This is a genomic window from Brevundimonas sp. NPDC090276 (assembly GCF_044772165.1).
In the GTDB taxonomy this organism is placed as follows: Bacteria; Pseudomonadota; Alphaproteobacteria; order Caulobacterales; family Caulobacteraceae; genus Brevundimonas.
This window is the reverse complement of the sequence record NZ_JBIVYK010000003.1, coordinates 453,289-478,492: the sequence shown is the minus strand read 5'-3', so window position 1 is coordinate 478,492 and position 25,204 is coordinate 453,289. Positions and strand designations below refer to the sequence as shown.

Here is a 25,204-nt window from a genome sequence, read left to right as displayed (position 1 = left end):
ATGACCGACGCGCCGAACGCTGCGCCCGCCCCCAAGCCCGGCATCCTCGACATCGCCCCCTATGTCGGCGGCAAGGGCGCCATCGCCGGCTTCGCCGAGCCGATGAAGCTGTCGTCGAACGAGAACGCCCTGGGCGCCGGCGAGAAGGCGCGCGAGGCCTACGCCGCCGCGCTGAAGAACATCCACGTCTATCCCGACGGTCGCGCAACCAAGCTGCGCGAGGCCGTGGCCGCCCATCACGGTCTGGAGCCCGAGCGCCTGATTTTCGGCAACGGCTCGGACGAGGTCTTCGCCCTGCTGAACCAGACCTATCTGCAACCGGGCGACAATATCGTCGCCGGCCAGTACGGCTTCCTCGCCTACCGCATCTCGGCCAAGGCCTGCGGCGCCGAGGTCAAGCTGGCGGCCGAGCCGAACATGAAGCTCGAGGTCGAGGCCATCCTCGAACAGGTCGATGAGCGGACGAAGATCGTCTACGTCTCCAACCCGTCGAACCCGACCGGCAGCTGGAACTCGGGCGAGGAAATCCGCTGCCTGCACGCCGCCCTGCCGTCGCACATCATCCTGGTGGTGGACGAGGCCTACGCCGAGTTCGTGGTCGAGCCGGAGTGGGAGACCAGCTTGGGTCTGGCCCGCGAGGCGTCGAACATCGTCGTCACCCGCACCTTCTCCAAGATTCACGGCCTGGGCGGCCTGCGCATCGGCTTCGGCTACGCGCCGCTGGCCATCGAGCAGGCGGTGGATCGCATCCGCCTGCCGTTCAACGTCTCGGTTCCGGGCCTCGACGCCGCCACCGCCGCCCTGTCGGACGAGGCGCACCAGAAGGCCTCGCGCGATCTGGTGCTGGACTGGCGTCCGCGCATGACCCAGGCCATTCGCGGCTTCGGCTTCGAGGTCTTCCCGTCGGCGGGCAACTTCATCCTGATCCGCTTCGCCGATGAAAAGCGCAACGCCGCCGCCGCCAGCGACTATCTGAACTCCAAGGGCATCATCGTGCGCCCTGTCGGCGGCTACGGCCTGCCCGACTGCCTGCGCGTCACCATCGGCACCGAAGACCAGAACCGCGCCGTGATCGACGCCCTCAGCGAGTTCGCCGCCAGCTGATCGGGCTTACCGGCCGCTGTTGAACCGGACGACCCCGATCAGGCCCGCGCGCCAGACGTGGTCGTCCTCGACCAGCGGGCTGTCCTTCAGGTCGCCCAGACGCTGCTCATAGTTGATGAAGCCGCCCATGCCGAAGCGGTCGCCGATCGGCACGGCCAGCAGGGCCACGGCCCCAACGCCGGACAGGCCGCCGGACGGGGCGAAGGCGTCAAAGCCGCTGCCCGGCGCCTCGGCGGCCGAGACGCCATAGAAGCGCTGGGCCCGCGCGTCGTCGCCGCCGCGCACATAGGCCGAGGTCTGCAGCAGGCCGACGCGGGTGATGCGCTGATGGCCGACCGAGGCGTGGTATTCCATCCCGGCGTCGTCGCCGCTGACGTCGTGCTGGATGCGGCCGCCGACGACGATGTTCCCCGGCAGGCGCTTGTAGGCGTAGAGCGCCGCGTCGGCGCCCAGATCGGGTCGATCCATGCCCTCGATGTCCCCGGCGGCGAAGCGCGGGCGCAGTTGCACGCCCATGCGCAGATCGTCGCGCTTGACGGCGTTCCAGCCCAGACCGTCCAGACCGTTGGCGTAGACCACATCGCGCCAGGAGGCCGAGCCCCAGGCGGTGACGTTGAACTCGTCGCTGGTGTTGCCGGTGGCGCTGAAGCCGCGCACCACGCCGCCGCCGATGTCGACCTTCCACGTCGTCGGCGCCTCGACCGCCTCATAGGGCATGGACTGGGCGAGGGCGGAGGCAGCGGGCAGGGTGAACAGGGCGGCGGCCAGAACGGCGAGCGCGACGCGTGAGGGCATAGGAAAATCGCAGGTCAACGGCTGATGATATAGCCGTCCTGCAAAGCCGGTGTTTAGGGCCTCAACAAGGCGGTGGAGGCCGTTTCGATCCGGCTCTCCAGTTCCGCCATGAACTCGGCGCGTTTCAGACCCGCCGGGATGGGCGGCAGGAACTCGAAAACGATGGTCCCCGGATAGCGCTTGAAGCCGTGGGCGGGCCAGTGGACCCCGGAGTTGGTGGCGATGGGCCAGCAGGGGCTGTTCAGGTCGCGGTACAGGGCGGCGATGCCGGGCTTGTAGTCGGGGGCGGCGCCGATCTCACCGCGCGTGCCCTCGGGGAAGATCAGAATTTGGCGGCCGTCGGCGTGACGGGCGCGGGCCTGACGCACCATGTCCTTCAGCGCCTTGGAATGGGCCGAACGGTCCACGGCGATCATCTTGGTCTTCCAGGCGAACCAACCGAAGAAGGGCAGGGGCATCAGCTCCTTCTTCATGACGAAGCAGGCGTCGTCGAGGAAGGCGAAGGGGGCGATGACGTCCAGCATCCCCTGATGCTTGGCGGCGATCAGGGCCGGGCCGGTCGGGCGATGCTCAAGGCCGCGCACCTCGACCTTCACCCCGGCGATCCAGCGCAGGCCGAACAGGACGAATTTCGACCAGGACTTGATGACCCAGACGGCGGCGCCGTGGGGCATCAACAGGGCCGGCGACAGGCCGACGGCGAAGATCACCATCGACAGATAGAGCCAGACGACAAAGATCAGGGAGCGGATGGTGGTCATTCAGAGACAGCCTCGGGCTGGGGCGGCGGCGCGGCGCGTTCGGGGTGGTCGCCGGTCAGCCGGTGCATCCCTTCGCGGCCCAGCACGGCCAGGTATTTCATGTATTCCAGCGTCATCCGCCGGGCGGTGACGGCGGCCCGCCACCAGCGCGAATTGTCCAGCGACGGCGTCGAGACGGCATAGGGCGTCAGCTTGACCCCCGGGGCGGCGCCGCGGATCTCCAGCAGACTGCGCGGCATGTGATAGTCGGAGGTGACGACAATCAGGCTGTCATAGTGCTTGGAGCGTGCCCAGGCGGCGATTTCCTGGGCGTTGCCGACCGTGTTCTCGGCCTCGAAGCCCAGGTCGACGCAGCAGTTGAACAGCTTGCTGGAACCCGGCGTCAGGGCGCGCAGCTCCTGGCGGCGGACGTCGCGATTGACGCCCGAGATCAGCACCCGGCGGCCCTTGTCCTGTTCCAGCAGGCGGATGGCCGCGTTGACGCGTTCGGCCGAGGGGCCGGTCAGGGCGACGATAGCGTCGGCGCGCGCGGGCTCCGGCGCCGGCGTCAGGCCGCGCACGCGCTCGGCAAAGGCGAACAGCCCCACCAGCCACATCAGCGCCACCACGGCGATCAGCGTCATGAACTTCATGATGCTTAACTAGCCACGACCGCCCAGCTTCGCCAGCGCCGTGAAGCGGGCGGCCAGCAGGGCGACGCCGAAGGCCAGCACGGGACAGGCGATCAGGATAAGAAGGTCGCTGAAGGCCAGAGGCAACGCCGGGGTCAGGCCGCCCTCGCCGCCGATCAGCCGCAGCAGGGCCAGCAGCAGGGCGGCGACCCCCGCGCCCAGCGCCCCCGCCTGGGCCGCCAGCCCGCCGAACCGCCGCTGGAACAGGCCGGCGATGTACCCGTCAGCAGCGCCGTTCAGGCTCAAGGTTTCGATCACGCTCGCCTGCGCCGCCATGCCCGCGCGGGTGGCGTAGGCGATGACCGCCGCCGTGGCCGCCGCGATCAACAGGAAGGCGGCGCCGGCCAGGGCGGTGATGACCCCGGCTGAACGCTCGACCTCGCCGCGCCACAGGCTGTGGTCATCGACAGAGGCGTCGAGCCCGGCCTCGGCCAGAGCGCGGCTCAGGGTCGGGGCGCTGGCCGGGGCCTTGGGGTCCAGACGGACCGTGACCAGATAGGGCAGGGGCAGATCGGGCAGAGCCGCCTCGCCGACCCAGGGCCGCAGCAGGCTCTCCGCCGCCTTGCGGTCCATGGCCTCGGCCTCGGCCACGCCCGCAACCCCGGCCAGGGTCTCGGCGGCGCGGGCGGCGGCGGTGGGACCGGTCTCGTCTACGCGCGGCCGCACCTGCACCGTGGCCTCGGCCCGCAGTTGGCGCGCCCAGCCGTGGGCGGCCCGGTCGGCGGCCACGGCTCCGACGGCGGTGATGGAGGCCAGGAAGCACAGGACGGCGACCACCACCATCAGCCAGCGCTCGCCGCCCGCCTCACGCGACAGCAGGGCGGGCCCGCGAGTGAACAGGGCGCGGATCATGCGGCGTCTCCGCGCGCTTCCATCAGGCGCAGTTCGCCGTTCTCCAGCCGCAGCACGGCGGCGCCGACGCGTTCGGCCAGGGCTTCGTCGTGGCTGGCGATCAGGACGGTGGCGCCCAGCTTGTTCAGTGACTGGAACAGCCGCATCAGCTTCTCGCCCATGGCCCGGTCGACGCTGCCGGTCGGCTCGTCGGCCAGGATCAGGCGCGGGCGGGTGATGACGGCGCGGGCGATGGCCAGCCTCTGTTTCTCGCCGCCCGACAGGGCCGGAGGCAGGGCGTCCATCCTCTGACCCAGGCCGACCCAGCGCAGCATTTCGGCCACGTCGGCGGCGTGATCAGCAGGCTTGCCGCCCCCCAGGGTCAGGGGCAGGGCCGCGTTTTCAAAGGCGGTCAGGTGGTCCAGCAGGCGGAAATCCTGAAACACGACCCCCATCCGCCGTCGAAAGGCGGGCACGCCGCCGCGCGGCAGATCGGTGACGTTGCGGCCGAACAGACTGATTCGCCCGGTCTGTGGCCTTTCAGCCAGGGTCAGCAGCCGCAAAAGCGAAGACTTGCCCGCGCCGGAGGGTCCGGTAAGGAAGTGGAAAGAGCCCTGCGGCAGACTAAGGTTAACGTCGCGCAGGACGTCGGGCCTGTCCGCATAGCCGAAACCCACGCCCCGCAGGCGGACGGTGTCGGGCGCGGAATCAGGGTCGGCGGCGCGTCGGGTCGAGTTTGGCATCAGGTTTCGTATTTGGACCGGGGCGTTGCGGGCGCCTCGACAGGAGGGGGCGTCGAGCCTCGCAGTCAGCTGACATGATACTGACCTGCCCCGCCTGCGCCACCAGCTATTTTGTTCCCGACGAGGCGATCGGTCCGAACGGGCGTCGCGTGCGCTGCAAGTCCTGTGGCCATGACTGGCGCGCTACGCTGGAGGACGAGCCTCTGGAGTTGTCCGCCGCCGAGGAACCCGTGGTTGAGGCGGGCTTCGGCAAGCGCGAGGAACCCCCTGAAAGCCTGGCCGAGACCCCCGCGCCCGAACTGCCGCGCGCCTTCCGCGCCAAGGCCGAGCAGCAGCGCAAGATGCGCCGCGCGGCGACGCAGGGTGCGGTCTGGGCCGGTCTGGCCGTGGTCGTCCTGGCTCTGCTGGGGGCGGCCTTCGCCTTCCGCCTGCCGATCGTCCAGGCCTGGCCCCAGGCCGCCGCCGTCTACAATCTGGTCGGCGCGCCGGTAAACCTGGCCGGGCTGGAGTTCGAAGCCGTCGGCGCCCGGACCGCCCCCCATGATCCGGGCAAGGTCGTTGTTTCGGGCGCTCTGAGAAACATCCGCGACAACGAGGTCGTCGTCCCGCCGGTGCGCGTGGCCCTGCTGGACGCCAAGGGGGGCGAGGTCGCCCATCGCATCATCCGTCTGGAGACCGCGCCCGTCCTCCCGGGCAAGGTCCAGGGCTTCGCCGTCGTCATTCTTGACCCGGATCACAAGGCGTCCGGCGTCGGCGTCGATTTCGTCATGGAGCCGAAGGCGCCTGAGGCTCGCGACGCGGTTCCGGCCAAGCCCGCCGTCAAACAACCGACGCGTCGCGCTCCGCCCGCCGCCGAAGAAGGCCTGCGCCGCGCCACGGGCGCCGATATGACGCCGACGGACGCGCAGCCCCTCGACAGCCGCCCCGCCTAGAGGGTATCCGCCGGGCATGGCTGATCACGACCCGACGCCCGCTCCCACGGTTCTCCTGCCGCAATCCGAGATCGAGACGATCGTCGCCGACCTCGCGCGGCGCATAGCCCCCGTGATTGATGACGAGACGGTGGCCGCCGTCCTGCTGACTGGCGGGCTGTGGTTCGGGGCCGACCTGACCCGCGCCCTGTCGCGTGAGGGCCGCAACGTCCGCTTCGACGCCCTATGGCTGGCCTCCTACGGCGACGAGACGACCAGCCGAGGCAAGATCGACGTCTATGCGCCCTACCAGCGCCCGATCGCGGGCAAGCGCGTCCTGATCCTTGACGACGTCTTCGACACCGGCCTGTCGCTGGCCGAGGCGGTGCGCATCACGAAAGAAGCCGGGGCCTCCGAAGTCCTGACCTGCGTCTTCGCCCGCAAGCCCTGGCCCAAGCCGCGCGCGCCCGAGCCCGACTTCGTCGGCTGGGAAGCCCCGAACCGCTTCCTCGTCGGCTACGGCCTGGACCACAAGGGCGGAATGCGCGGCCTGCCGGATATCTGCGCCCTGGATTAGGCCTTCAGCCAGTCCGCCATTGGTTCGCGGGCGAACATCTGCTCATAGGTCGGGCGCGGGCGGATCACCGCCTGGCGCTCGCCGTCGACCAGAACCTCGGCAGCCAGGGGGCGGGTGTTGTATTCGCCGCTCATGACGGCCCCGTAGGCGCCCGCGCTCATGAAGACGACCAGATCCCCCGCTTCGAGCGGCGGCAGGTCGCGGTCGCGGGCGAAGGTGTCGCCGGTCTCGCAGACCGGGCCGACCACGTCGTAGGGGCGCATCTCGCCTTCGCGCGGCCGCACCGGTTTCAGGTCGTGGAAGGCGTCGTAGAGGGCCGGACGCATCAGGTCGTTCATCGCGGCGTCCAGCACCAGGAAGCGTCGGCCGTCGGTGCGTTCATTGACCTGGATGACCCGGCTCAGCAGCACGCCGGCGTTGGCGGCCATCAGACGGCCCGGCTCGAAGGCCGCCTCGACGTTCAGTCCGTCCAGCACGCGCGCTGCCATGGCGACATAGTCGGCGGGCGAAGCGGTTTCGGCGTCGCCGTAGTAGGGCACGCCCAGACCGCCGCCGAGATCGAGACGGGTGACGCTGTGGCCCTGCGCCCGCAGGGTCGCGGTCATCTGGCGCAGGACGCGGAAGGCGTTTTCCAGCGGGGTCAGGTCGGTGATCTGGCTGCCGATGTGACAGGCCAGACCCACGGGGGTGACGTGCGGCGAGGCGGAGGCGCGGGCGTAGAGGCTCAGCGCCTCCTCGACCGGCACGCCGAACTTGTCGCCCGCGCCGCCGGTGGTGATCTTGGCGTGGCCGCCGGCGCCGATCTTGGGATTGACGCGGATGGCGATAGCCGGAGAGGCCGACTTCTCAGCCGCCACGACGATCAGCCGCTCCAGTTCCGCCGAGGACTCGACGTTGATCTGGCGCACCCCGACGTCGATGGCGAAAGCCAGTTCGGCGTCGGTTTTGCCCACGCCCGAGAAGATGATGCGCTCGCCCGGAACGCGCGCCGCCAAGGCGCGACGGATCTCGCCCTCGGACACGGTGTCGGCGCCGCAGCCGAGCTTGGCCAGCGTGGCCAGCACCGACAGGTTGGAGTTGGCCTTGACCGCAAAGGCGATCAGGGCGTCGCCCAGCGCGCCCTTGTGCGCGTCGCAGGCGTCGCGCAGCAGGCCGTAGTGACGGCGTAGCGTGGCTGAGGAATAGACATAGGTCGGCGTCCCGACCTCCGCCGCCAGCGCCTCCAGTGAGACGCCCTCGGCGTGCAGAACGCCGTCCTTCAGGTCGAAATAATGCACGGCGGGGAGTCCGGTCTGGAGAGTGAGGGCCGATCAGCGCTGCGGCGGGCGGCCGAACGGGTCCGAGGCGCCGCTGTCGATGGGCAGGTGGCTGGGCGCGCGGTTGACCGTCGCCGGTTCGGGCAGGGTCTTGGCGTTCCTGTCGCGCGGGGCGCGCTCGGTCTGGACGGCGCCGGGCGCTTCCAGATCGGCCATGCGACCGCATCCAGCCAGCAGCAGGGTGGCGGCGCTCGCCAGCATCAGGGTCTTCTTCACAGGCGGTTTCTCCAGTCGGCGATGCGGGCGCGGACCTGTTCCGGCGCCGTGCCGCCGAAGCTCTGGCGGCTGGCGCAGGAGGCTTCGGGCGTCAGGACTTCATACACGCCTTCGGTGATCCGGCCATCCAGAGCCTGCAGCTCGGTCAGCGGCAATTCGCCCAGACCGATCCCGAGGGCCTCGGCCCGCTTCACGGCGGCGCCGGTGACGTGGTGCGCCTGACGGAAGGGCAGGTTCAGTTCGCGCACCAGCCAGTCGGCCAGATCGGTGGCGGTCGAGAAGCCGGCGCCGGCGGCGGCGGCCATGCGTGGGGTGTTGGGGATGATGGCGGCGACCATGGCGGTCATGGCCGTAAGCGCCAGATCCAGCGCGTCGAAGGCCTCGAACACCGGCGGCTTGTCCTCCTGCATATCCTTGGAATAGGCCAGCGGCAGGCTCTTCATCACCGTGGTCAGGGCGATCAGGGCGCCGTTGATGCGGCCCGTCTTGGCGCGGACCAGTTCGGCGGCGTCGGGGTTGCGCTTCTGCGGCATGATGGACGAGCCGGTGGTCAGGTCGTCGGGCAGGGAGGCGAAGCCGAACATCGGCGTCATCCAGACCACGATCTCTTCGGCCAGACGCGACAGGTGGCCCGCCGCGATGGAGGCGGCGGCCAGGCTTTCCAGCGCGAAGTCGCGGTCCGAGACGGCGTCGAGGCTGTTGGCCATCGGGCGGTCGAAACCGAGCGCCGCCGCCGTCATGTGGCGGTCGATGGGGAAGGGCGACCCGGCCAGGGCCGCGGCGCCCAGCGGGTTCTCGTTCATGCGGGCGCGGGCGTCGGCGAAACGGCCGGCGTCGCGGCCGAACATCTCGACATAGGCCATCAGGTGGTGGCCGAAGGTCACCGGCTGGGCTGTCTGCAGATGGGTAAAGCCGGGCATCAGGTCGCCCGCGTGCTGTTCCGCCCGGTCCAGCAGGGCGGCCTGCAGGTCCTTCAGTTGCGCCACGGTGCGGTCGCAGGCGTCGCGCACCCACAGGCGGAAGTCCGTCGCCACCTGATCATTGCGGCTGCGCGCCGTGTGCAGACGCCCCGACGGCTCGCCGATCAGCTCCGACAGGCGGGCCTCAACGTTCATGTGGATGTCTTCATAGGCGTCGCGGAAGGGGAAGGTCCCACCCGTGATCTCGCCCTCGATGACGTCCAGTCCGTTCAGGATGGCTTCGGCGTCGGCCTGCTGGATGATGCCCTGCTGGGCCAGCATGCGACAATGGGCCCGCGAGCCGGCCAGGTCTTGCGCCCACAGGCGTTTGTCGACGCCGATGGAGACGTTGATGGCCTGCATGATGTCTGCGGGCTTGGCGCTGAAGCGTCCGCCCCATAGAGACTGACCCTGAGGGGTGTTGGAAGGCGTGTCGGACATGAGCGGCTCTAAACGGACTTTGGCGGGCGTGACGACGGCTGTGCTGCTGATCGGCGCGATCGGCGGCGCGGCGATGCTATACGCCAATCGCGACGGCGGGGGCAAAGAGTCCGCGTCATCGGCCCTGTCGGTTTACGCCAAGGGCTCGCTGGCCAAGCTGCTGACGCCCGCCCCGACGCCCGCGCCTGACTATGTGTTCAAGGACGCCGGGGGCCGCGATGTCCGCTTTGCCGACTTCAAAGGCAAGGTGGCGGTGGTCAACCTGTGGGCCACCTGGTGCGCGCCCTGCAAGATCGAGATGCCGACCCTGGCGGCCCTGGCCGAGCACTACAAGGACAGGGACGACGTGGCCGTCGTCACCATCAGCATGGATGTCGACAAGGCCGTGCCCGAGGCCCGCGCCTTCATCGCCGACCATGCGCCGTTGACCTACTACGCCGATCCCAAGTTTCAGCTGCCGTTCGAGTTCCCCGGCAAGGGGGCCATGCCCCAGACCATCCTGCTGGATCGCCAGGGGAATGTCCGCGCCGTCCTGACCGGCGAGGCCGACTGGGCCAGCGCCGAGGCGAAGGCCTTGGTGGACGCTCTTCTGGCGGAAAAAGGCCGCTAACGGCCGCGACGCGGTTGCGGCCTGCTTGAGCGGGAAGGCGGTCCTCCGCTCAAGCAGGGCTTGGTCAGTTCTTCGCCGGAACCCGCGTGTCCGTGGCCGGGTCGACGGCGCCGGGGCGGCCCTCGGCGGCGGCCTGGGCCTGATTGTCTTCCAGCTTGTCGGCGACCTTGCCGGCGCCGCTCTCGACGGCCTGAGCCGCCTTCATGGCGCCGGATTCGACCACTTCGCCGGTCTGCGCCGCGACGTCAGCCGCCTTGTCGCCCGCGGCTTCGGCGTTGACCTCGGCCTTCTTCTGCTCGGCCTGGGTGCAGGCGGCGGCACCGAGCGCCAGAACCGAGGCGGCGGCGATCGTCAGGATACGGATGCGCATGGGATGTCCCCCTTCTTGCGTTGAACCTTGGCGGTGAACGCGGCTGGACCGAAGGGGGTTGCGTCGCGCCTCTAGTCCAGGTCGACCGGCAGGGTCTGGCTGGCCAGCAGCTTCTCGGTCGTGGCCCAGTGATCCGGCCCCTGACGCTCAACCCATGTCTGCACCATGTCGCGGCCCAGGCCGTAGTTGATCACGTAGCTGCGGTAGGTCTCGATGAAGGTGAGGCGCTGGTTCGCCCGGTCGCGCGCCACCAGATTATATTTCTGCAGCTGGTCCAGCGCCGTCTCGCGGTCGATGCGCCCGGCCAGATAGGCGTCGGCGATGGTGTATTCCGCCCGGCCCAGCTCGCGGGTCAGGGCCAGAAGCTGCGTCTGGGCCTCGGCTGTCGCCGGGTCCAGACCGGCCAGGGGATAGAGAATGCGCTTCTCGAAATCGGTGCGTTCGTGGCCGGGGAAGGCCAGGTCGATGCCGTAGTTGGCGCTGCCCTCGGCGATGAAGGACATGGGGCTGAACAGGGGATAGACGCTCATCTCGACCCAGCCCTTCTGCTTCACAAAGGTCTGTTCCAGCAGGGCGTTGTAGACGTGGTGGCCCGGATAGCCCTCGTGGCAGCCCAGATCGACGGCGCGGTCGATGAAGATGGGCAGGTCGGTGTTGACCTGGATCAGGCTGAAGGCGTTCCCCTTGTACCAGTTGTAGCCCGACCACGGCTTGTTGGTGACAAACTCCAGGGTGAAGGTTTCGCCGGCGGGCAGGGTCATGCGCCGCTCGGTGCGCGCCTTGCACTCGTTGATGGCGGCCCGCATCACCGGCTCCAGCCGATCCTTGGGAATGACGTAGCGGGCGCGGAAGGCGGCGACCCGGTCGGCCAGAGGCCCCTCGCCGGGGATCAGGGCGTCGATGCGCGCCAGCACCGGATCATAGGACGACAGCGGGCGCAGTTCCGGCCGCACGCCGAACTGGGCCTCGGCCTCGTCGGCGAAGCTCATTTTTTCGCCCTGCAGCATCCGCAGACGGGCCGAGGCGGCCGAGACATGGGCCGACAGATAGGCGCGGCGCTGAAGGCTCTGGGCGTCGAGGCCGGTGGTCGGCAGGGCGTCCAGTCGCTTCGTCAGTGCGGCGGCGCCCTCGGCCAACTGGGGCAGGGCGCGCGGACGGGCCTTGGCCGCCTCGGCCCACTCGGCCGGGCCGTAATAGGCGTCGACATAGCCAGGCTCGCGCTCGCCGATCTCCAGCGTCAGGGCGACGTAGTCGCGGGCCACCGCATCCAGGCTGTCGGGCGCCGTTTTCGGCGTCGCGGCGCAGGCGGCCAGCAGGGCGGTCGCAGCCGTCAGAGCGGCGATGGTGGCGATACGCATGGAAACTCCCTCTCTCCCGGGCGCGACGCTAGGCGTTCGCAGGCGCGCCGCCAAGACCGGGCGCGGATCAGGGTTTCGGCTTGATGTTTTGCGGCCCCCAATAGGCGCGCATCTCGATGATGTGGCCCTCGGGGTCGAAACGGAAGATGTCGATCACCTCGATGATCTCGTCCTGCCCTCCGTGTCGGCGATGGACGTGGAAGGGAAAGGCGACGCTGTCGCCCGCCGTGCGCGGTTCCCCGGACAATTCCAGCCTGATGCCGCGGGCGACGGCGGCGCGATAGAAGGCCTGGATGGCCGTGCGGCCCTTGATGGGCGCTGTCCCGACCGGATCCTCGACGGTTGCATGCTCGGCGTAGAGGTCCGCCAGAGCTTCGGCGTCGCCCCGGCCGAACCCGTCCACATAGGCGGCGACGACGCCGCGCTTGAAATCATGATCCGTCATCATCTGCGGCCCTGCCTGCTTCTGGCCCTGAGGTGTGCCGTCTCGCGGGGTCTTGATCCAGACGCCCCGCGGGAACAGAGCGTTGCCGGGCGGACGTCAAATGGCGACGCTTTCTGCGCGGGCTTTTGCGGCCCCGGCGCACAAATCCCTTTGCTCGGCCCCTCAAACGCTGCTAACCGGACGCCCTTCCGCACCCGTAGCTCAGCTGGATAGAGTGCTGCCCTCCGAAGGCAGAGGTCAGAGGTTCGAATCCTCTCGGGTGCGCCATCTCCTCATCATCGTGTCATTGTAGCGCATTGGCAGCAGCATGATCGCGCGACGCTGTGATCGGCGGCCGGGATCATGTGGACCTCGGGCTTCACCTCGACGGCGCCGCCAATGACCCGCTGTTGGGCCAAACCAGTCGCAAAGCGGTGATTGGGAACGTCGGCTTGCCGGGGTGAACTCCGGGGGAGCGAGTTCAGCGTAGCGAGCTCGCCCCCGGCGTGCATACTGCCGCTCCTGCAGCGTTTGTGATTGCGGGGATGGAGGGTGTGATGAAGGGGACTATCGTTTGCTTGATCGGGGGCGTGGTCTTGGCTGGAGGGCTGGGCGCCATGACGAGGACGCCGCCGCAGGAGGCGCCGCCGACTGCCGTCGCCGCGCCGAGCGCTCTGCCGGATGGAGCGGGCCGCGAGATGACGCAACGCGTGTGCGGCCAGTGTCACTCGGTGGGCATGTTCGCGACGCAGCGACACACCCAGGATGAGTGGAACGGGGTCATTTCGCGCATGATCGCCAAGGGCATGACCGCGCCCGAGGACGATCTCTACGAGATCTCCGATTATCTCGCTGAAAATCTCGGGAAGGCAGGCGTCGCTCAGGACGGCTGATCAGGTGTTGTCGCGGGCGATTCCGTAGCCGTTGGCGAAGGCGTCGCGGATGGCGCGCACACGCCGGTTGTCGGCGTCGCCGCTACGGCAGACGAAGGCGATCTGACGCGTCGGCGTGCTGACGCCCAGCGGGATCTGGCGCACGGGCGCGCGCGCTGTCGGGGCGACCGGCAGGCGTGGGATGATCGACACGCCCAGACCGGCTGACACCATGGCTAGCACCGCCTCGATGGACTCCAGCTCAAAACGCGGCCGCGTGCCGGGCGAGAGGCGGTGCAGGTGGCTGGCGGCGGTGCGTCCGCTGGTCAGAGAGGTGTCGAACTGGATCCAGTCGTAGCGCGCGATCAGGGCCTCGGCCGTGGATTCCGTGCTGTCGGGCGGCGCCACGAAGACGAAGGGCTGACGTTCCAGATCCTGCCAGTCGAGACGGCTTGAGCCGCCCGAGGTGGGCCGGATCAGGGCTGCGCCGTCTAGACGCCCGGCCTTCAGGTGATCCAGCAGTTCACCGGAATCGCCCTGGATCACGCGCACGGCCAGCCCGGGATGGCGACCGCCGATCTCCTGCAGAACAAGAGGGATCATGGTGGGTTGGAGCGAACGGATCGCACCGATGACGACGCGGCCTGACAAGGCGGCGGAGTGGCGCGTGCGCGCCTCTTCCACGGCGTCCAGGGCGGTGCGGACGCTCTCGGCCAGGTCGCTGGCGAGCGGGGTAGGGCGCACGGTGCGGCCTGAGCGGTCGAACAGGGGCTGGCCCACATACTCCTCCAGCCGTTTCATCTGCAGGCTCACGGCGCTGGCGGTCAGACCCATGTCGTCGGCGGCGCTGGCGAAGCTGCCGTGTCGCAGGACGGAGTTCAGGGTCATCAGGAACTCGAACTTCAAGACGCTCTCCCGTTCAGGGCCGGCGCCGTGAGGGGCGCAGTCCGATCAATACATAACAAAACGTCACCTATCGATCCAGCAAACGTCACTATTTCTTGAGTTTGGCGGTCGTTACCAATGGTCTCGACCGAGCGATGGGGCCACCCGCCGACCGGCAAGGTCTCATCGCTCGAAGAGGCGAGGGACAGGGAAGAGGCAATGAAACAAGAACACCAGATCAGAATGCTGATCGACGGTCAGTGGACGGATGGCGAAGGCGCGGCCGTCGCGGTCGTCGACAAGTTCACCGGGGCCGAGCTGGGCCGCCTGCGCTCGGCGTCGCCGGCCCAGGTAGAGGCGGCGGTGGCCGCTGCCCGTGCAGCGTTCAACACCATTCGCCTCGAAGCCTATGAGCGCAGCCGCCTGCTGAACCGGGTCGCCGACCTGATCCTGGCCGAGCGTGAAGCCCTGGCCGCCATGATCGTCGCCGAGTCCGGCGTGCCGTGGAAGGATTCCAGCAACGAGGTGGTTCGCACCGCCGAGACCTTCCGCGTGTCGGCCGAGGAAGGCCGTCGTCTGGCGGGCGAAATCGTGCCGATCCAGGGGGCGTCTGGCCAGTCGGGCCGCATGGCCTATACCCTGCGCGTGCCGCGTGGCGTGGTCGGCGGCATCAGTTCTTTCAACTCGCCGCTGAACATGGTGGCGCACAAGGTGGCGCCGGCCTTGGCTTCGGGCAATGCGGTGGTGTTCAAGCCGCCGGTCGCCACGCCCCTGTCGGCGACGCGCCTGTTTGAACTGATGCTGGAAGCCGGCGTGCCGGGCGGCCTGATCAACCTGATCCACGGCGGCGGGGCCGAGGTCGGCGCGCCCCTGGCGGCCCATCCGGGCGTGGACTTCTTCACCTTCACCGGCAGCACCCCGGTGGGCAAGGCGATCAGCGCCAGCCGCGGCATGCGCGCCACAGCGCTGGAGCTGGGCAGCATCGCGGCCACCATCGTCTGCGCCGACGGCGATCTGGAACGGGCGGCGGTGCGGTGCGCCCAGTCCGGCTTCCGCCGTCAGGGACAGGCCTGCACCTCGACCCAGCGACTGTTTGTCGAGCGCGCGGTCATGGACCGCTTCCTGCCCATGCTGCTGGAACAGGTCGAGGCGCTGAAGGTCGGCGATCCGCGCGACCACGCCACCGACGTCGGCCCCATGATCAGCGAGGCCGAGGCGGTCCGCGCCGAGACCTGGGTGCGCGAGGCGACGGATCGCGGCGCACGGGTTCTGACCGGCGGCGAACGGCGCGGCGCCATCCTGACGCCCACGGTCCTGGCCGACGCCGACCCCGCCTCGAAGGTGCTGTGCGAAGAGATCTTCGCCCCCGTCCTGACGGTCCTGCCGTTCGACACGCTGGACGAGGCGATCGACCGCGTGAACGCCACGCCCTTCGGTCTGGCGGCAGGCCTGTTCACCCGCGACCTCAGCCGCGCCCTGAAGGCGGCCGAGCGGCTGCACGTCGGCGTGGTGCACCTGAACGAAGCCTCCAGCAGCCGCGTCGACCTGATGCCGTTCGGCGGCGTCAAGGACAGCGGCGTGGGGGTCGAAGGCCCCCGCTACGCCATGCGCGAGATGACGCAAGAGCGTCTCGTCACGATCACCCTGTGATGGATTTGAATATGTCAGCAGACAGCGTAACCGGCGCCATCTTCATGGCCCAATGCCTGAAGAACGAGGGGGTAGAGAAGGTCTTTGGCCAGTGCGGCCACACCAACTACGCCCTGATCGACGCCTGCGACCGACTGGGTATCGAATACGTTTCCTTCCGCCATGAGCAGCAGGCGGTTCACGCCGCCGACGCCTACTACCGCGTGTCGCGCAAGCTGGCGGTCATCAACGTCCACCTGTCGCCCGGCCTGACCAATACGGTGACCGGCGTGGCCTCGGCGGCGATGGACGGGACGCCGATGCTGGTCATCACCGGCAACACGCCGACCTATCACCACCCGCGCGAGGCGCATCAGAGCATGCGCCTGCACGCTGACGCGTCGCAGGGCGACATCTTCAAGCCGATCTGCAAGCGGGTCTGGCGCGTGGATGATGCCCGCCACCTGCCTGACGTCATGCATCGGGCCCTGAATATCGCCCAGACCGGACGCCCCGGCGCCGTGCTGCTGGACATTCCGATGGATGTCTTCGCCCAGAAGATTTCAGCTGAAGCCCAGACCCGCTCGCGGCGTCCCAACTTTGCCCGTCCGATGGGCGACGCCGAGGGCGTGGCCGAGGCCGTCGCCATGCTGAAGGCCGCGACCAATCCGGTCATCTTCGCCGGCAACGGCGTGGCCCTGTCCGGCGCCTATGAGGCGCTGAAGGCGCTGGCCGAGCAAATGGGCGCGCCGGTGGCCACCACCCTGGTGGGCAAGGGCGTCTTCCCCGAAAACCACCCCCTGTCGCTGGGCACGACGGGCATCTGGGGCGCGCGCGTCGCCAATGACACGACGCGCACCGCCGACGTCATCCTGGCCGTCGGCACCGCCTTCGGCGAGGCGGATTGCAGCTCCTGGCGGCCCGAGCACACCTTCAATATTCCCGGCACGAAACTGATCCAGATCGACCTGGACCCGCAGGAGATCGGCAAGAGCTATCCGGTTGATATCGGCATCGTCGGCGACGCCCGCGCGACCCTCGCCCAGCTGTCGGCGGCCCTGGGCGAGCAGCCGCGGCCTCAGGCGGTGGTCGAGACCCAGCGGGCGCTGCTCGACGAACGCAAGGCCGCCTGGCGCGAGGAACTGAAGGAAACCCAGGAGATCGACACCAAGCCGATCCACCCGGCGCGCCTGCTGAAGGTCCTGTCCGACGCCGCCCCCGCCGACGCCATCTTCGTCACGGATGTGGGCTGGAACAAGAACGGCGCCGGCCAGCAGCTGGAGATTCAGGGGCGCAACGGCTTCCTGACCAGCGGCGGCATGGCGACCATGGGCTATTCCCCCGCCGCCGCCGTCGGCGCCGCCATGGGGGCGCCGGATCGCAAGGTCCTGGGCTTGGTCGGCGACGGCGGGCTGATGTCGGTTCTGGGCGCGCTGACGACGGCGGTCGAGCTGGACATTCCGGTGCTTTGGGTCCTGTTCAACAACTTCTGCTACTCGACCATCCGCACGGTCGGCACGACCTATTTCAACAACCGTCAGGGCACGGAATTCCGCTCGCCGGACGGTGAGCTCTACAACCCCGACTTCCAGCTTTTGGCCAGGTCGTTCGGCATCCAGTCGGCCCTGATCGAGGAGCCGTCCGATCTGGAGGCGGGCGTTCGCGCCGCGATGGCCGAGCGGGGCCCCTTCCTGCTGGAAGTGCGCACGCGCGGCGACGTGCCGATGCCGCGCACCGGCTACTGGGACATCGCTGACTTCCTGGCGACCGGCAATGACTGACGGCCCGCCGCTTCATCAGGGTCTCCACCGACGGGACTATCAGCCGGACGCCGTCGGCCCGCTGGACGGGGTGCGGGTGCTGGACATGTCGCGCCTGTTCGCGGGCAATGTCCTGACCCAGATCCTGGGCGACTTCGGCGCCGAGGTGATCAAGGTCGAGCCGCCCGCCGGCGACACCCTGCGCGGCTGGAAGACCAGGGGCGTTTCGACACACTGGAAGATCTACGCCCGCAACAAGAAGAGCCTGGGTCTGGACCTGCGCAATCCGCAGGCGAAGGACATCTTTCTGAAGTTGGTCCCGACGGCGGCCATCCTGGTCGAGAGCTTCCGTCCCGGCGTGCTGGAAAAGATGGGCTTCAGCCCCGAGACCTTGCTGGCGATCAACCCCAGGCTGGTGATCGTGCGCGTCTCGGGCTGGGGGCAGGACGGTCCCTATGGTCAACGGCCCGGGTTCGGCACCGTGATCGAGGGCATGTCGGGTTTCGCCGCCATCAATGGTTTCGACGACCGGGAGCCGGTGCTGCCGCCCATGTATCTGGCGGACGGCGTGGCCGGCTCCTACGGAGCTTCGGCGGCGCTGCTGGCCCTGCGCGAGGCCGAACGGCCGGGCGGCAAGGGTCAGGTGATCGACCTGCCGCTTTATGATCCCCTGTTCGCCCTGCTGGGGCCGCAGGCCGCCAACTATCGACTGTCCGGTCAGGGGCGCAGACGCGAAGGCAGCCGATCCGGCAACTCGGCGCCGCGCAATGTCTATCGCTGCCGGGACGGCAAATATGTCGGCCTGTCTGGTTCGACCCAGACCATGGCCATGCGCATTCTCAAGGCGATCGGCCGCGACGATCTGGTCACGGATCCGCGCTTCTGCACCAACGCCGACCGGCTGGCGAACGTGATCGCGCTGGATGAAGCCATCGGCGACTTCATCGGGCGTCACGATCAGGCGGAGCTGGTCGCCCTGATGGAAGCCGCCGAGGTCACAGTCGGACCCATCTACGACATCGCCCAGATCATGCAGGACTCGCACGTCATCGAGCGCGAGATTCTGGCCGACTATCCCGACCCCGAGCTCGATCTGCTTCCCATGCATCACGTGGTGCCGCGCCTTTCGGACACGCCGGGATCGATCCGGGCGGCGGCGCCGGCTCTGGGCGAGCACAACGCGGAACTGCTGGCGGAACTGGGTCTGGACGAGGCGCAGGTCGCCAGCCTGATCACCGAGGGCGTCGTCGCCGGCGCCGTGCCGCCTCAGGCGGAGGATGCGGCATGACCCCGGTCTGGCGTTCGCTCCAGTATGTCCCGGCCCATCGCGACAAGCATGTGACCTCGTCGCGGCTGGCCCAGGCGGACGCCGTCATTCTCGATCTCGAGGACGCGGTGCCGACCGAGGACAAGGCCGCCGCGCGCCAGTCCCTGAAGGCGGCGGTCAAGGCCGTCGGGCGTTGGGGCGCCGACGTGCTGGTGCGGATCAACGCCGAGCCGGAACTGGCCGACGCCGACATCGCCGCCGCCGTTGCTGCGGGCGCCGTCGCCCTGGTCGTGCCCAAGGTTGAAGGCGCGGCGGACATCCTGCGGCTGGAGCCAGTCATCGCGTCGGCTGAATGGACGGCGGGGCGAGAGATCGGCGCGACGCGTCTGGTGGTTCTGATCGAGACGGCCCGCGGCTTCCTGTCGATGTCGGCGAGCCTGGAGGCCAGCGCGCGGGTCGCTGCGGTCAATCTGGGCAATGAGGATTTCGCGCGCGACCTGGGGGTCGAGCCTTCGGAGGAGCTGCTGACCTATCCGCGTCAGCAGATGATTATCGTCGCCGTAGCGGCCGGGGTGCTGCCCCTGGGTCTGGCGGGACCGGCCACGCGCTTTGACGATCTGGAAGCCTATCGCCGCCTGGCCGAGCGCTCGCGGCGGCTGGGCCATGTCGGCGCCACCTGCATCCATCCCGATCAGATCGCCGTGCTGAACCAGGTCTTTGCGCCGAGCGAGGCCGAGGTGTCCGAGGCCCTGGCGATCGTGGACGCCGCCCGGATGGCTGGGCAGGGCGCCTTCGCAGTCAACGGCAGGATGATCGACAAGCCTGTTCTGAGTAGGGCGGTCAGCGTGCTTGATCGCAAGAGTTCAATAGAGAGTAAATTCAAATCTAGTTCCAAGAAATAAAACAAAAATGGCGGCTCAAGAAGAAGTCGTCAGTATGGGGAATGTGAAATGCGTAAGGAAGATCGGAGCTCGCTGTCTGTCAGCGAGGGGGGGAACATCCGTCGTATTCTGATGGGAACGGCAGCCGTGGTCGGGCTTCTCTCGGCCAGTTCGGTTCTGGCTCAGGAGCAGGAAGCCGGGTCGGAACCGGAGCAGACGGTTCAGGTCGAGGACATCGTCGTCACCGGCACGGCCATCCGGGGCGTGGCGCCCGTCGGGTCGGCCACCGTCGGCATGACGCGTGAAGACCTGGTCCAGGCCCCGGCGCGCGACGCCAGCGCCCTGGTCGCCAGCCTGCCGCAGGCCTCCAGCCAGGGCACAACCCTGGCCTCGTCGGGCGGCCGCGCCGCCGGCGTCAACCTGCGTGGTCTCGGCAACAACGCCACCCTGGTCCTGTTCGACAGCCGTCGCGTCGTGCCCCAGGGCGGCAACGCCCAGGTGTCCGACCCCAACCTCATTCCCTTTTCCGCGATCGAGCGGGTCGAGGTCGTCACCGACGGCGCCTCGGCCATCTATGGCTCGGACGCGGTGGCCGGTGTGGTCAACTACATCACCCGTCGCAACTATGACGGGGCCGAGGTCACGACCCGCTACACCAACTCACTGTATAATCAGTATGTTGTCGATGGCGTGATCGGCAAGTCCTGGGGCAGCGGCAGCGCAATGTTTGCCGGTTCGTGGGACAAGAACGACAGCGTTCCGCGCAGCGAGCGCGACTATATGATGCTGGACCTGCGGCCCTTTGGCGGGAACGACAACCGCCTGGTCGGCACGACCGTCTATCCCGACGCGCCCGGGGCTCTGATCATCGGCAACACCGTCTACGGCCTGCCGAACACCAATGGCGCAGTGCCGACGGCGGCGGACGTGATCGCGCTGAGCGGCGACCCGGACCTGTATGATTCCTCGTATCTGTATGATTTCTACACGGCCCGCGAACGCCATGCGGCCATGTTCAAACTGCGCCAGGAAATCGCTCCCGGTTTCGAGCTTGGCTACACCGGCATCTACAATCTGCGGACCAATGAATCGCGCTCCGGCGACGGCTTCGAGCGGGTGGCCATCCGCCTGACGCCCGGCAGCCCCTACTATATTCCGGGCATGCCCAATCCGACGGCGAACCAGACCGTCGTCTATAACTACTCGCTCAACAATCCCGACACCTCGCGCGATCAGAAGAACCGCGAGGAGACGATCAATCACTCGATCGACATGACGCTGGAGCTGCCGAAGGACTATCGGTTCTCCGGCCTGCTGACCTACGGCAAGACCGACTCGTGCAATGTTTGTCAGCCGCAGGTGAACACGACCGTCGCCAACGTCATCGCCAACAACGCCTCGTGGGGCTTCAACCCCTTCCTGCAAGGTCCGCAGGCGGGCGCCGACGCCCTGGTCGGCGGCTTCATCCAGCAATACGACACCGTTCTGTTCGACGCGGTGGGCAAGGTGGACGGGGTTCTGTTCGACCTGCCGGCCGGCGCGGTTCGTCTGGCGGCGGGCGCGGAATACTCGCGCTACAAACTCTATCTGAAGGCGCAGAACACCCTGAACCTGGCTGGCGACTATCAGGTCTCGCGTTTCACCAAGAGCGCGCGCGATGTGAAGTCGGCCTTCGGCGAAGTCTTCGTGCCGATCGTCTCGAACGACATGGGCGTGCCCTTCGTGCAGTCGCTCGATCTGAGCGCGGCTCTGCGGTACGATAGCTATTCGGATGCGGGCGACACCACCAATCCCAAGATCGGCCTGACCTGGCGTCCGACGGATGAGCTTCTGATCCGCGGCAGCTGGGGCACCTCCTTCCGGGCGCCGACCCTGATTGAGGCCAACCCGGCCACGGTGGGCCAGACCAACCGGGTCTATGTCAGCAACGGCCTGAACGATCCGACCATCCCGATCACCAATATCGCTTCCGGCCAGAGCGCGGTCCTGTCGCGAACCGGCAATACCGAGGGGCTGCGACCGGAATCGGCGACCATCTGGTCGCTGGGCGGGGACTATCGCCCCAACTACCTGCCGTCGCTGAAGCTGAGCCTCACCTATTACAACGTCAGCTACGAAGACCGGATCGAGAACCTTCCGAACCAGACGCTGATCCTGTCCAGCCCGGCCAACCTGGAACTGTACAAGGACTTCTTCATCAAGGCCCCGCAGCCGACGACCTGCGTCAACGGCGACTACTCGACCTATAATCCGGCCTACCTGCCCTGGCTGACTGACAAGAATGCGGTCTTCTCGCCCTCGACCATCAACGACTGCTCCATGGTCGGGATCATCGCCGGCGGGCGCCTGAACCTGGGCCAGGTGAAGCAGAGCGGGCTCGATTTCGGCGCCAACTATCTGCACGAGACCGCGTTCGGCGACTTCACCTTCAACGCCAGCTTCTCCAAGGTTCTTAACCTTGAAAAGAGCGTGGTCGCAGGCGGCCCCCTGTTCGACGCCCTGGACACCTATGGCTTCCAGGTGTCCGAACGCGGGCGCTTCAACGTCAACTATCGTCGCGGCGGTCTCAGCGCCAACCTGAGCGCCAACTACGTCGGATCCTACCTGAACAACGCCACCATCACCGTGAACGGGGTCAAGCTGCCCGACACGGAAATCCCGGCCTGGACGACCTGGGATGCGGGCGTGGCCTACTCATTCGAGGACGGACGTTTCGGCGGCGCGCTCGACGGGGTTCGCCTGGCGGTGAACGTCCAGAACCTGTCCGACGAACAACCGCCCATCGTGCTCAGCGGCACGACGGCGGTGGACCTGGGCAACCACAACCCGTTCGGTCGGGTCTGGTCGCTGGAGCTGACCAAGGCGTTCTGAGCCGGCTTTGACCGGAGGCGGCGAGGGGCCGCCTCCGGTCGAGGTGTTTTCAAAGGAGGGACCAAGTTGATCAAGCTGAAGATGATGCTGGCGGCGCTGATGACGGCGACAGCCGTCTGGGCGGGCGCAGGCTTGGCCGCTGCCCAGGCGCCCGCGCCGGGCCAGGCCATGGCCGACCCCTACGCCGGACAGAAGAAGCTGCTGGTCATCGCCGACGTCCAGACCGGCTTCCATCACGACTCGATCAACCACGCCATGGCGGTGATCGAGCAGATGGGGCGCGAAAGCGGGGCCTATGTCGCCTTCCTCCGCACCGACTCCCAGTTGATCACCCGCGAGCCCATCCTCGGGACCGGGACACGCTATCAGGGGCGGCCCGTCAACGCCCGCAACCTCAACTATTTCGACGCTGTATTCCTGCTGAGCAGCGGCTCGGGGAACCTGTCCGACCAGCAGAAAGCCGACCTGCTGGCCTTCGTGAAGGAAGACGGCAAGGGCTTCATCGGCGGCCACGCCGCAACGATCGCCTTCTATGACTGGCCTGACTATGGCGAGATGATCGGCGGCTTCATGGCCGGCGAGTATCGGGTAGAGCCGACGGGCGTCATCGTGTCCGACCCGACCTTCCCCGGCGCGGCCGGCCTGCCGACCACCATCACCGATCAATTTCCCTATATGGGCGCGCCCTATGTGAGGGGCGGCGTCCACACCATCCTGCGCCTTGATCCGTCGCGGCTGACGCCCGAGCAACTGGCGCGTCGTCCTGACGGCGACTTCCCGGTCGCCTGGGCCAAGACCTACGGCAAGGGCCGGGTCTTCGTCAGCTCGCTCGGTCACGTCGAGCAGATCTGGGACGACCCCGCCGTCCGCACCTTCCACCTCGAAGGCATCAAATGGGCCCTGGGCCTGACCGAAGCCGATGTCACGCCCGACGCGCCCCAACAATGAAAATCGCAAAGGAACGCCCCATGACCAGACGCGCCCTGAAAGGCGTCGGCGCCTGCCTGTCGCTGATCCTCATGGCCGGAACCCCGGCTCTGGCCCAGACCGTCGGCGCCCGGACTGACGACGGCAGGACCTGGCGCAGCTATGGCCAGAACCCCGGCGCGACCAACTTCTCGCCCCTGACCCAGATCACGCCTGACAACGTCGGCCAGCTGAAGCGCGCCTGGACCTTCCGCTACGGCGGCGGCACGGACGAGGAGGGCGACCGCGGCCTGGATCACCGCTGGGAGGTGACGCCCCTGGTGATCGACGGGGTCATGTATGTCTCGACCCCGACCAATCCCAACCTGCCCGACCTCAAGTCCACCATCACCGCCATCTCGCCCGAGACCGGCGAGGTGCTGTGGAAATGGGAATCGGACCGCAACATCCACGGTCGCGGCATCGCCTGGTGGCCGGGCGACGAGACGCACGGCCCGCGTATTATCTTCGCCACCGACAAGGGCTATCTGGCGGCGCTGGACGTGCGCACGCGTCAACTGGCGACGGACTTCGGCCAGAACGGCCAGGTCGACGCCTACGTGGGCGTAGCGTCCGAGGTCGTGGGCGAAAGCCGCCGTGACACCTTCACCATTCCCAACCCGGTCGCCATCTACAAGAACCTGATGATCACCGGCGCTCGCCCCGGCGAGATGGGCCCGCCCGGCCCGCGCGGGGACGTGCGCGCCTGGGATGTCCGCACCGGTGAACTGGTCTGGGCCTTCCACACCGTGCCCCAACCCGGCGAGGCCAATCATGAAGGTTATGTCGGCGATGAATGGAAGGACCGCAGCGGCGCCAACGTCTGGTCGACCATCACCATCGACGAGGAAAACGGCATCGTTTTCGCCCCCGTCGGCGACCTGAATGGCCGGGCCCAGGGGTCTGAGCTCTACGCCAACAGCATCATCGCCCTCGACGCCCGGACCGGTGCGCTGAAATGGCACCATCAGGTCACGCACAAGGACCTGTGGGACTGGGACATGCCGACCCCGCCGATCCTGGTGAACTTCCGCGAGGGCGATCGGACCATCCCGGCTGTGGCCCTGACCGGCAAGCAGAGCCTGCTGTTCGTCTATGACCGCCAGACCGGCCGTCCCCTGCATCAGATCGAGGAGCGTCCGACCCCGCGAAGCGATGATCCGGCCGACGAGGCCTGGGCGACCCAGCCCTTCCCGGTGCGGCCCGGCCCTCTGGCGCGCGTGACCATGACGCGCGATGAAATCCCCAACATCACGCCAGAGCAGCACGCCTACTGCACGGCCTTCTGGGATGAGAACAATATCCAGGTGGCGGGCCTTTACGGGCGTCCGCTGATGACGCGCGGCACCCTCAGCTTCCCCTCGACCCTGGGCGGGCCGAACTGGGGCGGGCCGTCCTACAACCCGACGTCCGACGTCTTCATCGTCAATGTTCAGAACATGGGTCAATTCCGCGCCGCCGGCCCGGTGACGCCGATCTTCGGCGGACCGCGTCCGCCGCGTCGTCGCGGCCCGGTTGATCCGAATGCGCCGATCACCCAGTCGGGCTTCAGCTATCGGATCGACGCCGACACCATGCTGCCGTGCACGCCCACGCCCTGGGGCGAACTGGTCGCGGTCGACATCAGCAAGGGCGAGATTCTGTGGCGCGCGCCTTTGGGCGCCATTCCGGGACTGAAGACCGATGTGGCCACCGGGGCGCGCAATCTGGGCGGCAACATCCAGACCGCCGGCGGCCTGGTCTTCATCGGCGCGACCAACGACCAGACCTTCCGGGCCTTCGACGCCCGGACCGGCGAGGTGAAGTGGTCGGTCGAACTGGACGCCAGCGCCCACTCCACACCTGTCACCTACCTCGGCAAGGACGGCAAACAGTATGTCGTCGTGACCGGGGCAGGCGGCACAGCCGTCGCCGCCAGACGAATGTCGGACACCCTCAACGCCTTCGTCCTCCCCTAGCGCCGACCGTCCCGCGAGGCCTGAGGGT

The 25,204-nt window shown here is 68.1% G+C and carries 24 protein-coding genes and 1 tRNA gene; 13 read left to right on the top strand and 12 right to left on the bottom strand.

The window, feature by feature from the left end; translation table 11 throughout:
* Positions 1 to 1,104 (top strand): histidinol-phosphate transaminase, encoded by a 1,104-nt coding sequence (gene hisC, locus ACIQTU_RS14205; RefSeq protein WP_400548419.1) that lies wholly within the window; start codon positions 1 to 3, stop codon positions 1,102 to 1,104.
* Positions 1,105 to 1,110: 6 nt separating this feature from the next.
* Here the strand turns inward: hisC and ACIQTU_RS14200 are convergent, their stop codons facing one another.
* The 5 genes from ACIQTU_RS14200 to ACIQTU_RS14180 are packed head-to-tail and all read right to left on the bottom strand — an operon-like array spanning position 1,111 to position 4,905.
* Positions 1,111 to 1,899, bottom strand: coding sequence for a MipA/OmpV family protein (locus ACIQTU_RS14200; RefSeq protein ID WP_400548416.1), 789 nt, complete (start codon positions 1,897 to 1,899; stop codon positions 1,111 to 1,113).
* A gap of 53 nt (positions 1,900 to 1,952) precedes the next feature.
* The gene (locus tag ACIQTU_RS14195) at positions 1,953 to 2,660 is read right to left on the bottom strand and encodes a lysophospholipid acyltransferase family protein (protein WP_400548413.1); all 708 of its coding nucleotides are present in this window, start codon (positions 2,658 to 2,660) and stop codon (positions 1,953 to 1,955) included.
* Positions 2,657 to 3,292 (bottom strand): YdcF family protein, encoded by a 636-nt coding sequence (locus tag ACIQTU_RS14190; RefSeq protein WP_400548410.1) that lies wholly within the window; start codon positions 3,290 to 3,292, stop codon positions 2,657 to 2,659. The genes ACIQTU_RS14195 and ACIQTU_RS14190 overlap by 4 nt, the downstream gene beginning before the upstream one ends.
* A 9-nt stretch (positions 3,293 to 3,301) precedes the next feature.
* The gene (locus tag ACIQTU_RS14185) at positions 3,302 to 4,183 is read right to left on the bottom strand and encodes a cell division protein FtsX (RefSeq protein ID WP_400548407.1); all 882 of its coding nucleotides are present in this window, start codon (positions 4,181 to 4,183) and stop codon (positions 3,302 to 3,304) included.
* On the bottom strand, positions 4,180 to 4,905 hold the full coding sequence (locus ACIQTU_RS14180; protein ID WP_400548404.1) for a cell division ATP-binding protein FtsE: 726 nt from the start codon (positions 4,903 to 4,905) through the stop codon (positions 4,180 to 4,182). The genes ACIQTU_RS14185 and ACIQTU_RS14180 overlap by 4 nt, the downstream gene beginning before the upstream one ends.
* A 74-nt stretch (positions 4,906 to 4,979) precedes the next feature.
* Here ACIQTU_RS14180 and ACIQTU_RS14175 point away from each other — a divergent pair, with 74 nt between their 5' ends.
* Together ACIQTU_RS14175 and ACIQTU_RS14170 are read left to right on the top strand one after the other, a co-directional pair.
* Entirely contained in the window at positions 4,980 to 5,837 is an 858-nt protein-coding gene (locus ACIQTU_RS14175) for a DUF3426 domain-containing protein (protein ID WP_400548401.1), read from the top strand.
* 16 nt (positions 5,838 to 5,853) lie between these two features.
* A complete protein-coding gene (locus ACIQTU_RS14170; protein WP_400548398.1) occupies positions 5,854 to 6,393 on the top strand; it encodes a phosphoribosyltransferase in 540 nt (179 codons plus the stop codon).
* Here the strand turns inward: ACIQTU_RS14170 and lysA are convergent.
* Genes lysA through argH form a run of 3 tightly spaced genes read right to left on the bottom strand, consistent with a single transcriptional unit; the run spans position 6,390 to position 9,325 of the window.
* Entirely contained in the window at positions 6,390 to 7,670 is a 1,281-nt protein-coding gene (lysA, locus tag ACIQTU_RS14165) for a diaminopimelate decarboxylase (protein ID WP_400548395.1), read from the bottom strand. The two genes, ACIQTU_RS14170 and lysA, sit on opposite strands and share 4 nt — an antisense overlap.
* A gap of 33 nt (positions 7,671 to 7,703) precedes the next feature.
* The gene (locus tag ACIQTU_RS14160) at positions 7,704 to 7,925 is read right to left on the bottom strand and encodes a hypothetical protein (protein WP_400548392.1); all 222 of its coding nucleotides are present in this window, start codon (positions 7,923 to 7,925) and stop codon (positions 7,704 to 7,706) included.
* Positions 7,922 to 9,325: an argininosuccinate lyase gene (gene argH / locus ACIQTU_RS14155; protein WP_400548389.1), complete on the bottom strand. Its 1,404-nt coding sequence runs from the start codon at positions 9,323 to 9,325 to the stop codon at positions 7,922 to 7,924. Before argH ends, ACIQTU_RS14160 begins: the two co-directional genes overlap by 4 nt.
* Between argH and ACIQTU_RS14150 the strand changes: the two genes are divergently transcribed.
* Positions 9,324 to 9,935, top strand: a complete 612-nt coding sequence (locus tag ACIQTU_RS14150) for a TlpA family protein disulfide reductase (RefSeq protein ID WP_400548386.1) — start codon at positions 9,324 to 9,326, stop codon at positions 9,933 to 9,935. The genes argH and ACIQTU_RS14150 overlap by 2 nt on opposite strands.
* A 64-nt stretch (positions 9,936 to 9,999) precedes the next feature.
* On the opposite strand, the gene ACIQTU_RS14145 is transcribed toward ACIQTU_RS14150, so the two are convergent.
* The 3 genes from ACIQTU_RS14145 to ACIQTU_RS14135 all read right to left on the bottom strand — a co-directional run bounded on the left by ACIQTU_RS14145 (position 10,000) and on the right by ACIQTU_RS14135 (position 12,111).
* Entirely contained in the window at positions 10,000 to 10,305 is a 306-nt protein-coding gene (locus ACIQTU_RS14145; protein WP_400548383.1) for a hypothetical protein, read from the bottom strand.
* A gap of 71 nt (positions 10,306 to 10,376) precedes the next feature.
* Positions 10,377 to 11,663 carry a hypothetical protein gene (locus ACIQTU_RS14140; protein WP_400548380.1) on the bottom strand — a complete coding sequence of 429 codons (1,287 nt, stop codon included), beginning with the start codon at positions 11,661 to 11,663 and terminating at the stop codon, positions 10,377 to 10,379.
* Between the two features lie 67 nt (positions 11,664 to 11,730).
* Positions 11,731 to 12,111: a nuclear transport factor 2 family protein gene (locus ACIQTU_RS14135; RefSeq protein ID WP_400548377.1), complete on the bottom strand. Its 381-nt coding sequence runs from the start codon at positions 12,109 to 12,111 to the stop codon at positions 11,731 to 11,733.
* A 187-nt stretch (positions 12,112 to 12,298) separates the two neighbouring features.
* On the opposite strand from ACIQTU_RS14135, the gene ACIQTU_RS14130 reads away from it, so the two are divergent.
* Positions 12,299 to 12,375 (top strand) — tRNA-Arg (locus ACIQTU_RS14130).
* A 269-nt stretch (positions 12,376 to 12,644) separates the two neighbouring features.
* Positions 12,645 to 12,980 carry a hypothetical protein gene (locus ACIQTU_RS14125; protein ID WP_400548374.1) on the top strand — a complete coding sequence of 112 codons (336 nt, stop codon included), beginning with the start codon at positions 12,645 to 12,647 and terminating at the stop codon, positions 12,978 to 12,980.
* Here the strand turns inward: ACIQTU_RS14125 and ACIQTU_RS14120 are convergent, their stop codons facing one another.
* A complete protein-coding gene (locus ACIQTU_RS14120) occupies positions 12,981 to 13,865 on the bottom strand; it encodes a LysR family transcriptional regulator (RefSeq protein WP_400548371.1) in 885 nt (294 codons plus the stop codon).
* A gap of 198 nt (positions 13,866 to 14,063) precedes the next feature.
* Here ACIQTU_RS14120 and ACIQTU_RS14115 point away from each other — a divergent pair, with 198 nt between their 5' ends.
* The 7 genes from ACIQTU_RS14115 (at position 14,064) to ACIQTU_RS14085 (ending at position 25,176) form a co-directional block, all read left to right on the top strand.
* The gene (locus tag ACIQTU_RS14115; protein WP_400548368.1) at positions 14,064 to 15,494 is read left to right on the top strand and encodes an aldehyde dehydrogenase family protein; all 1,431 of its coding nucleotides are present in this window, start codon (positions 14,064 to 14,066) and stop codon (positions 15,492 to 15,494) included.
* 11 nt (positions 15,495 to 15,505) lie between these two features.
* Positions 15,506 to 17,254: a thiamine pyrophosphate-binding protein gene (locus ACIQTU_RS14110; RefSeq protein WP_400548365.1), complete on the top strand. Its 1,749-nt coding sequence runs from the start codon at positions 15,506 to 15,508 to the stop codon at positions 17,252 to 17,254.
* Positions 17,247 to 18,521: a CaiB/BaiF CoA transferase family protein gene (locus ACIQTU_RS14105; protein ID WP_400548362.1), complete on the top strand. Its 1,275-nt coding sequence runs from the start codon at positions 17,247 to 17,249 to the stop codon at positions 18,519 to 18,521. The genes ACIQTU_RS14110 and ACIQTU_RS14105 overlap by 8 nt, the downstream gene beginning before the upstream one ends.
* A complete protein-coding gene (locus ACIQTU_RS14100) occupies positions 18,518 to 19,402 on the top strand; it encodes an HpcH/HpaI aldolase/citrate lyase family protein (protein WP_400548359.1) in 885 nt (294 codons plus the stop codon). The genes ACIQTU_RS14105 and ACIQTU_RS14100 overlap by 4 nt, the downstream gene beginning before the upstream one ends.
* Before the next feature lie 126 nt (positions 19,403 to 19,528).
* Complete coding sequence (locus tag ACIQTU_RS14095) at positions 19,529 to 22,252, top strand: TonB-dependent receptor domain-containing protein (protein WP_400548356.1); 2,724 nt, start codon at positions 19,529 to 19,531, stop codon at positions 22,250 to 22,252.
* 66 nt (positions 22,253 to 22,318) lie between these two features.
* On the top strand, positions 22,319 to 23,200 hold the full coding sequence (locus ACIQTU_RS14090) for a ThuA domain-containing protein (protein ID WP_400548354.1): 882 nt from the start codon (positions 22,319 to 22,321) through the stop codon (positions 23,198 to 23,200).
* Between the two features lie 20 nt (positions 23,201 to 23,220).
* Positions 23,221 to 25,176: a PQQ-binding-like beta-propeller repeat protein gene (locus ACIQTU_RS14085; RefSeq protein WP_400548351.1), complete on the top strand. Its 1,956-nt coding sequence runs from the start codon at positions 23,221 to 23,223 to the stop codon at positions 25,174 to 25,176.
* Positions 25,177 to 25,204: the final 28 nt, after the last annotated feature.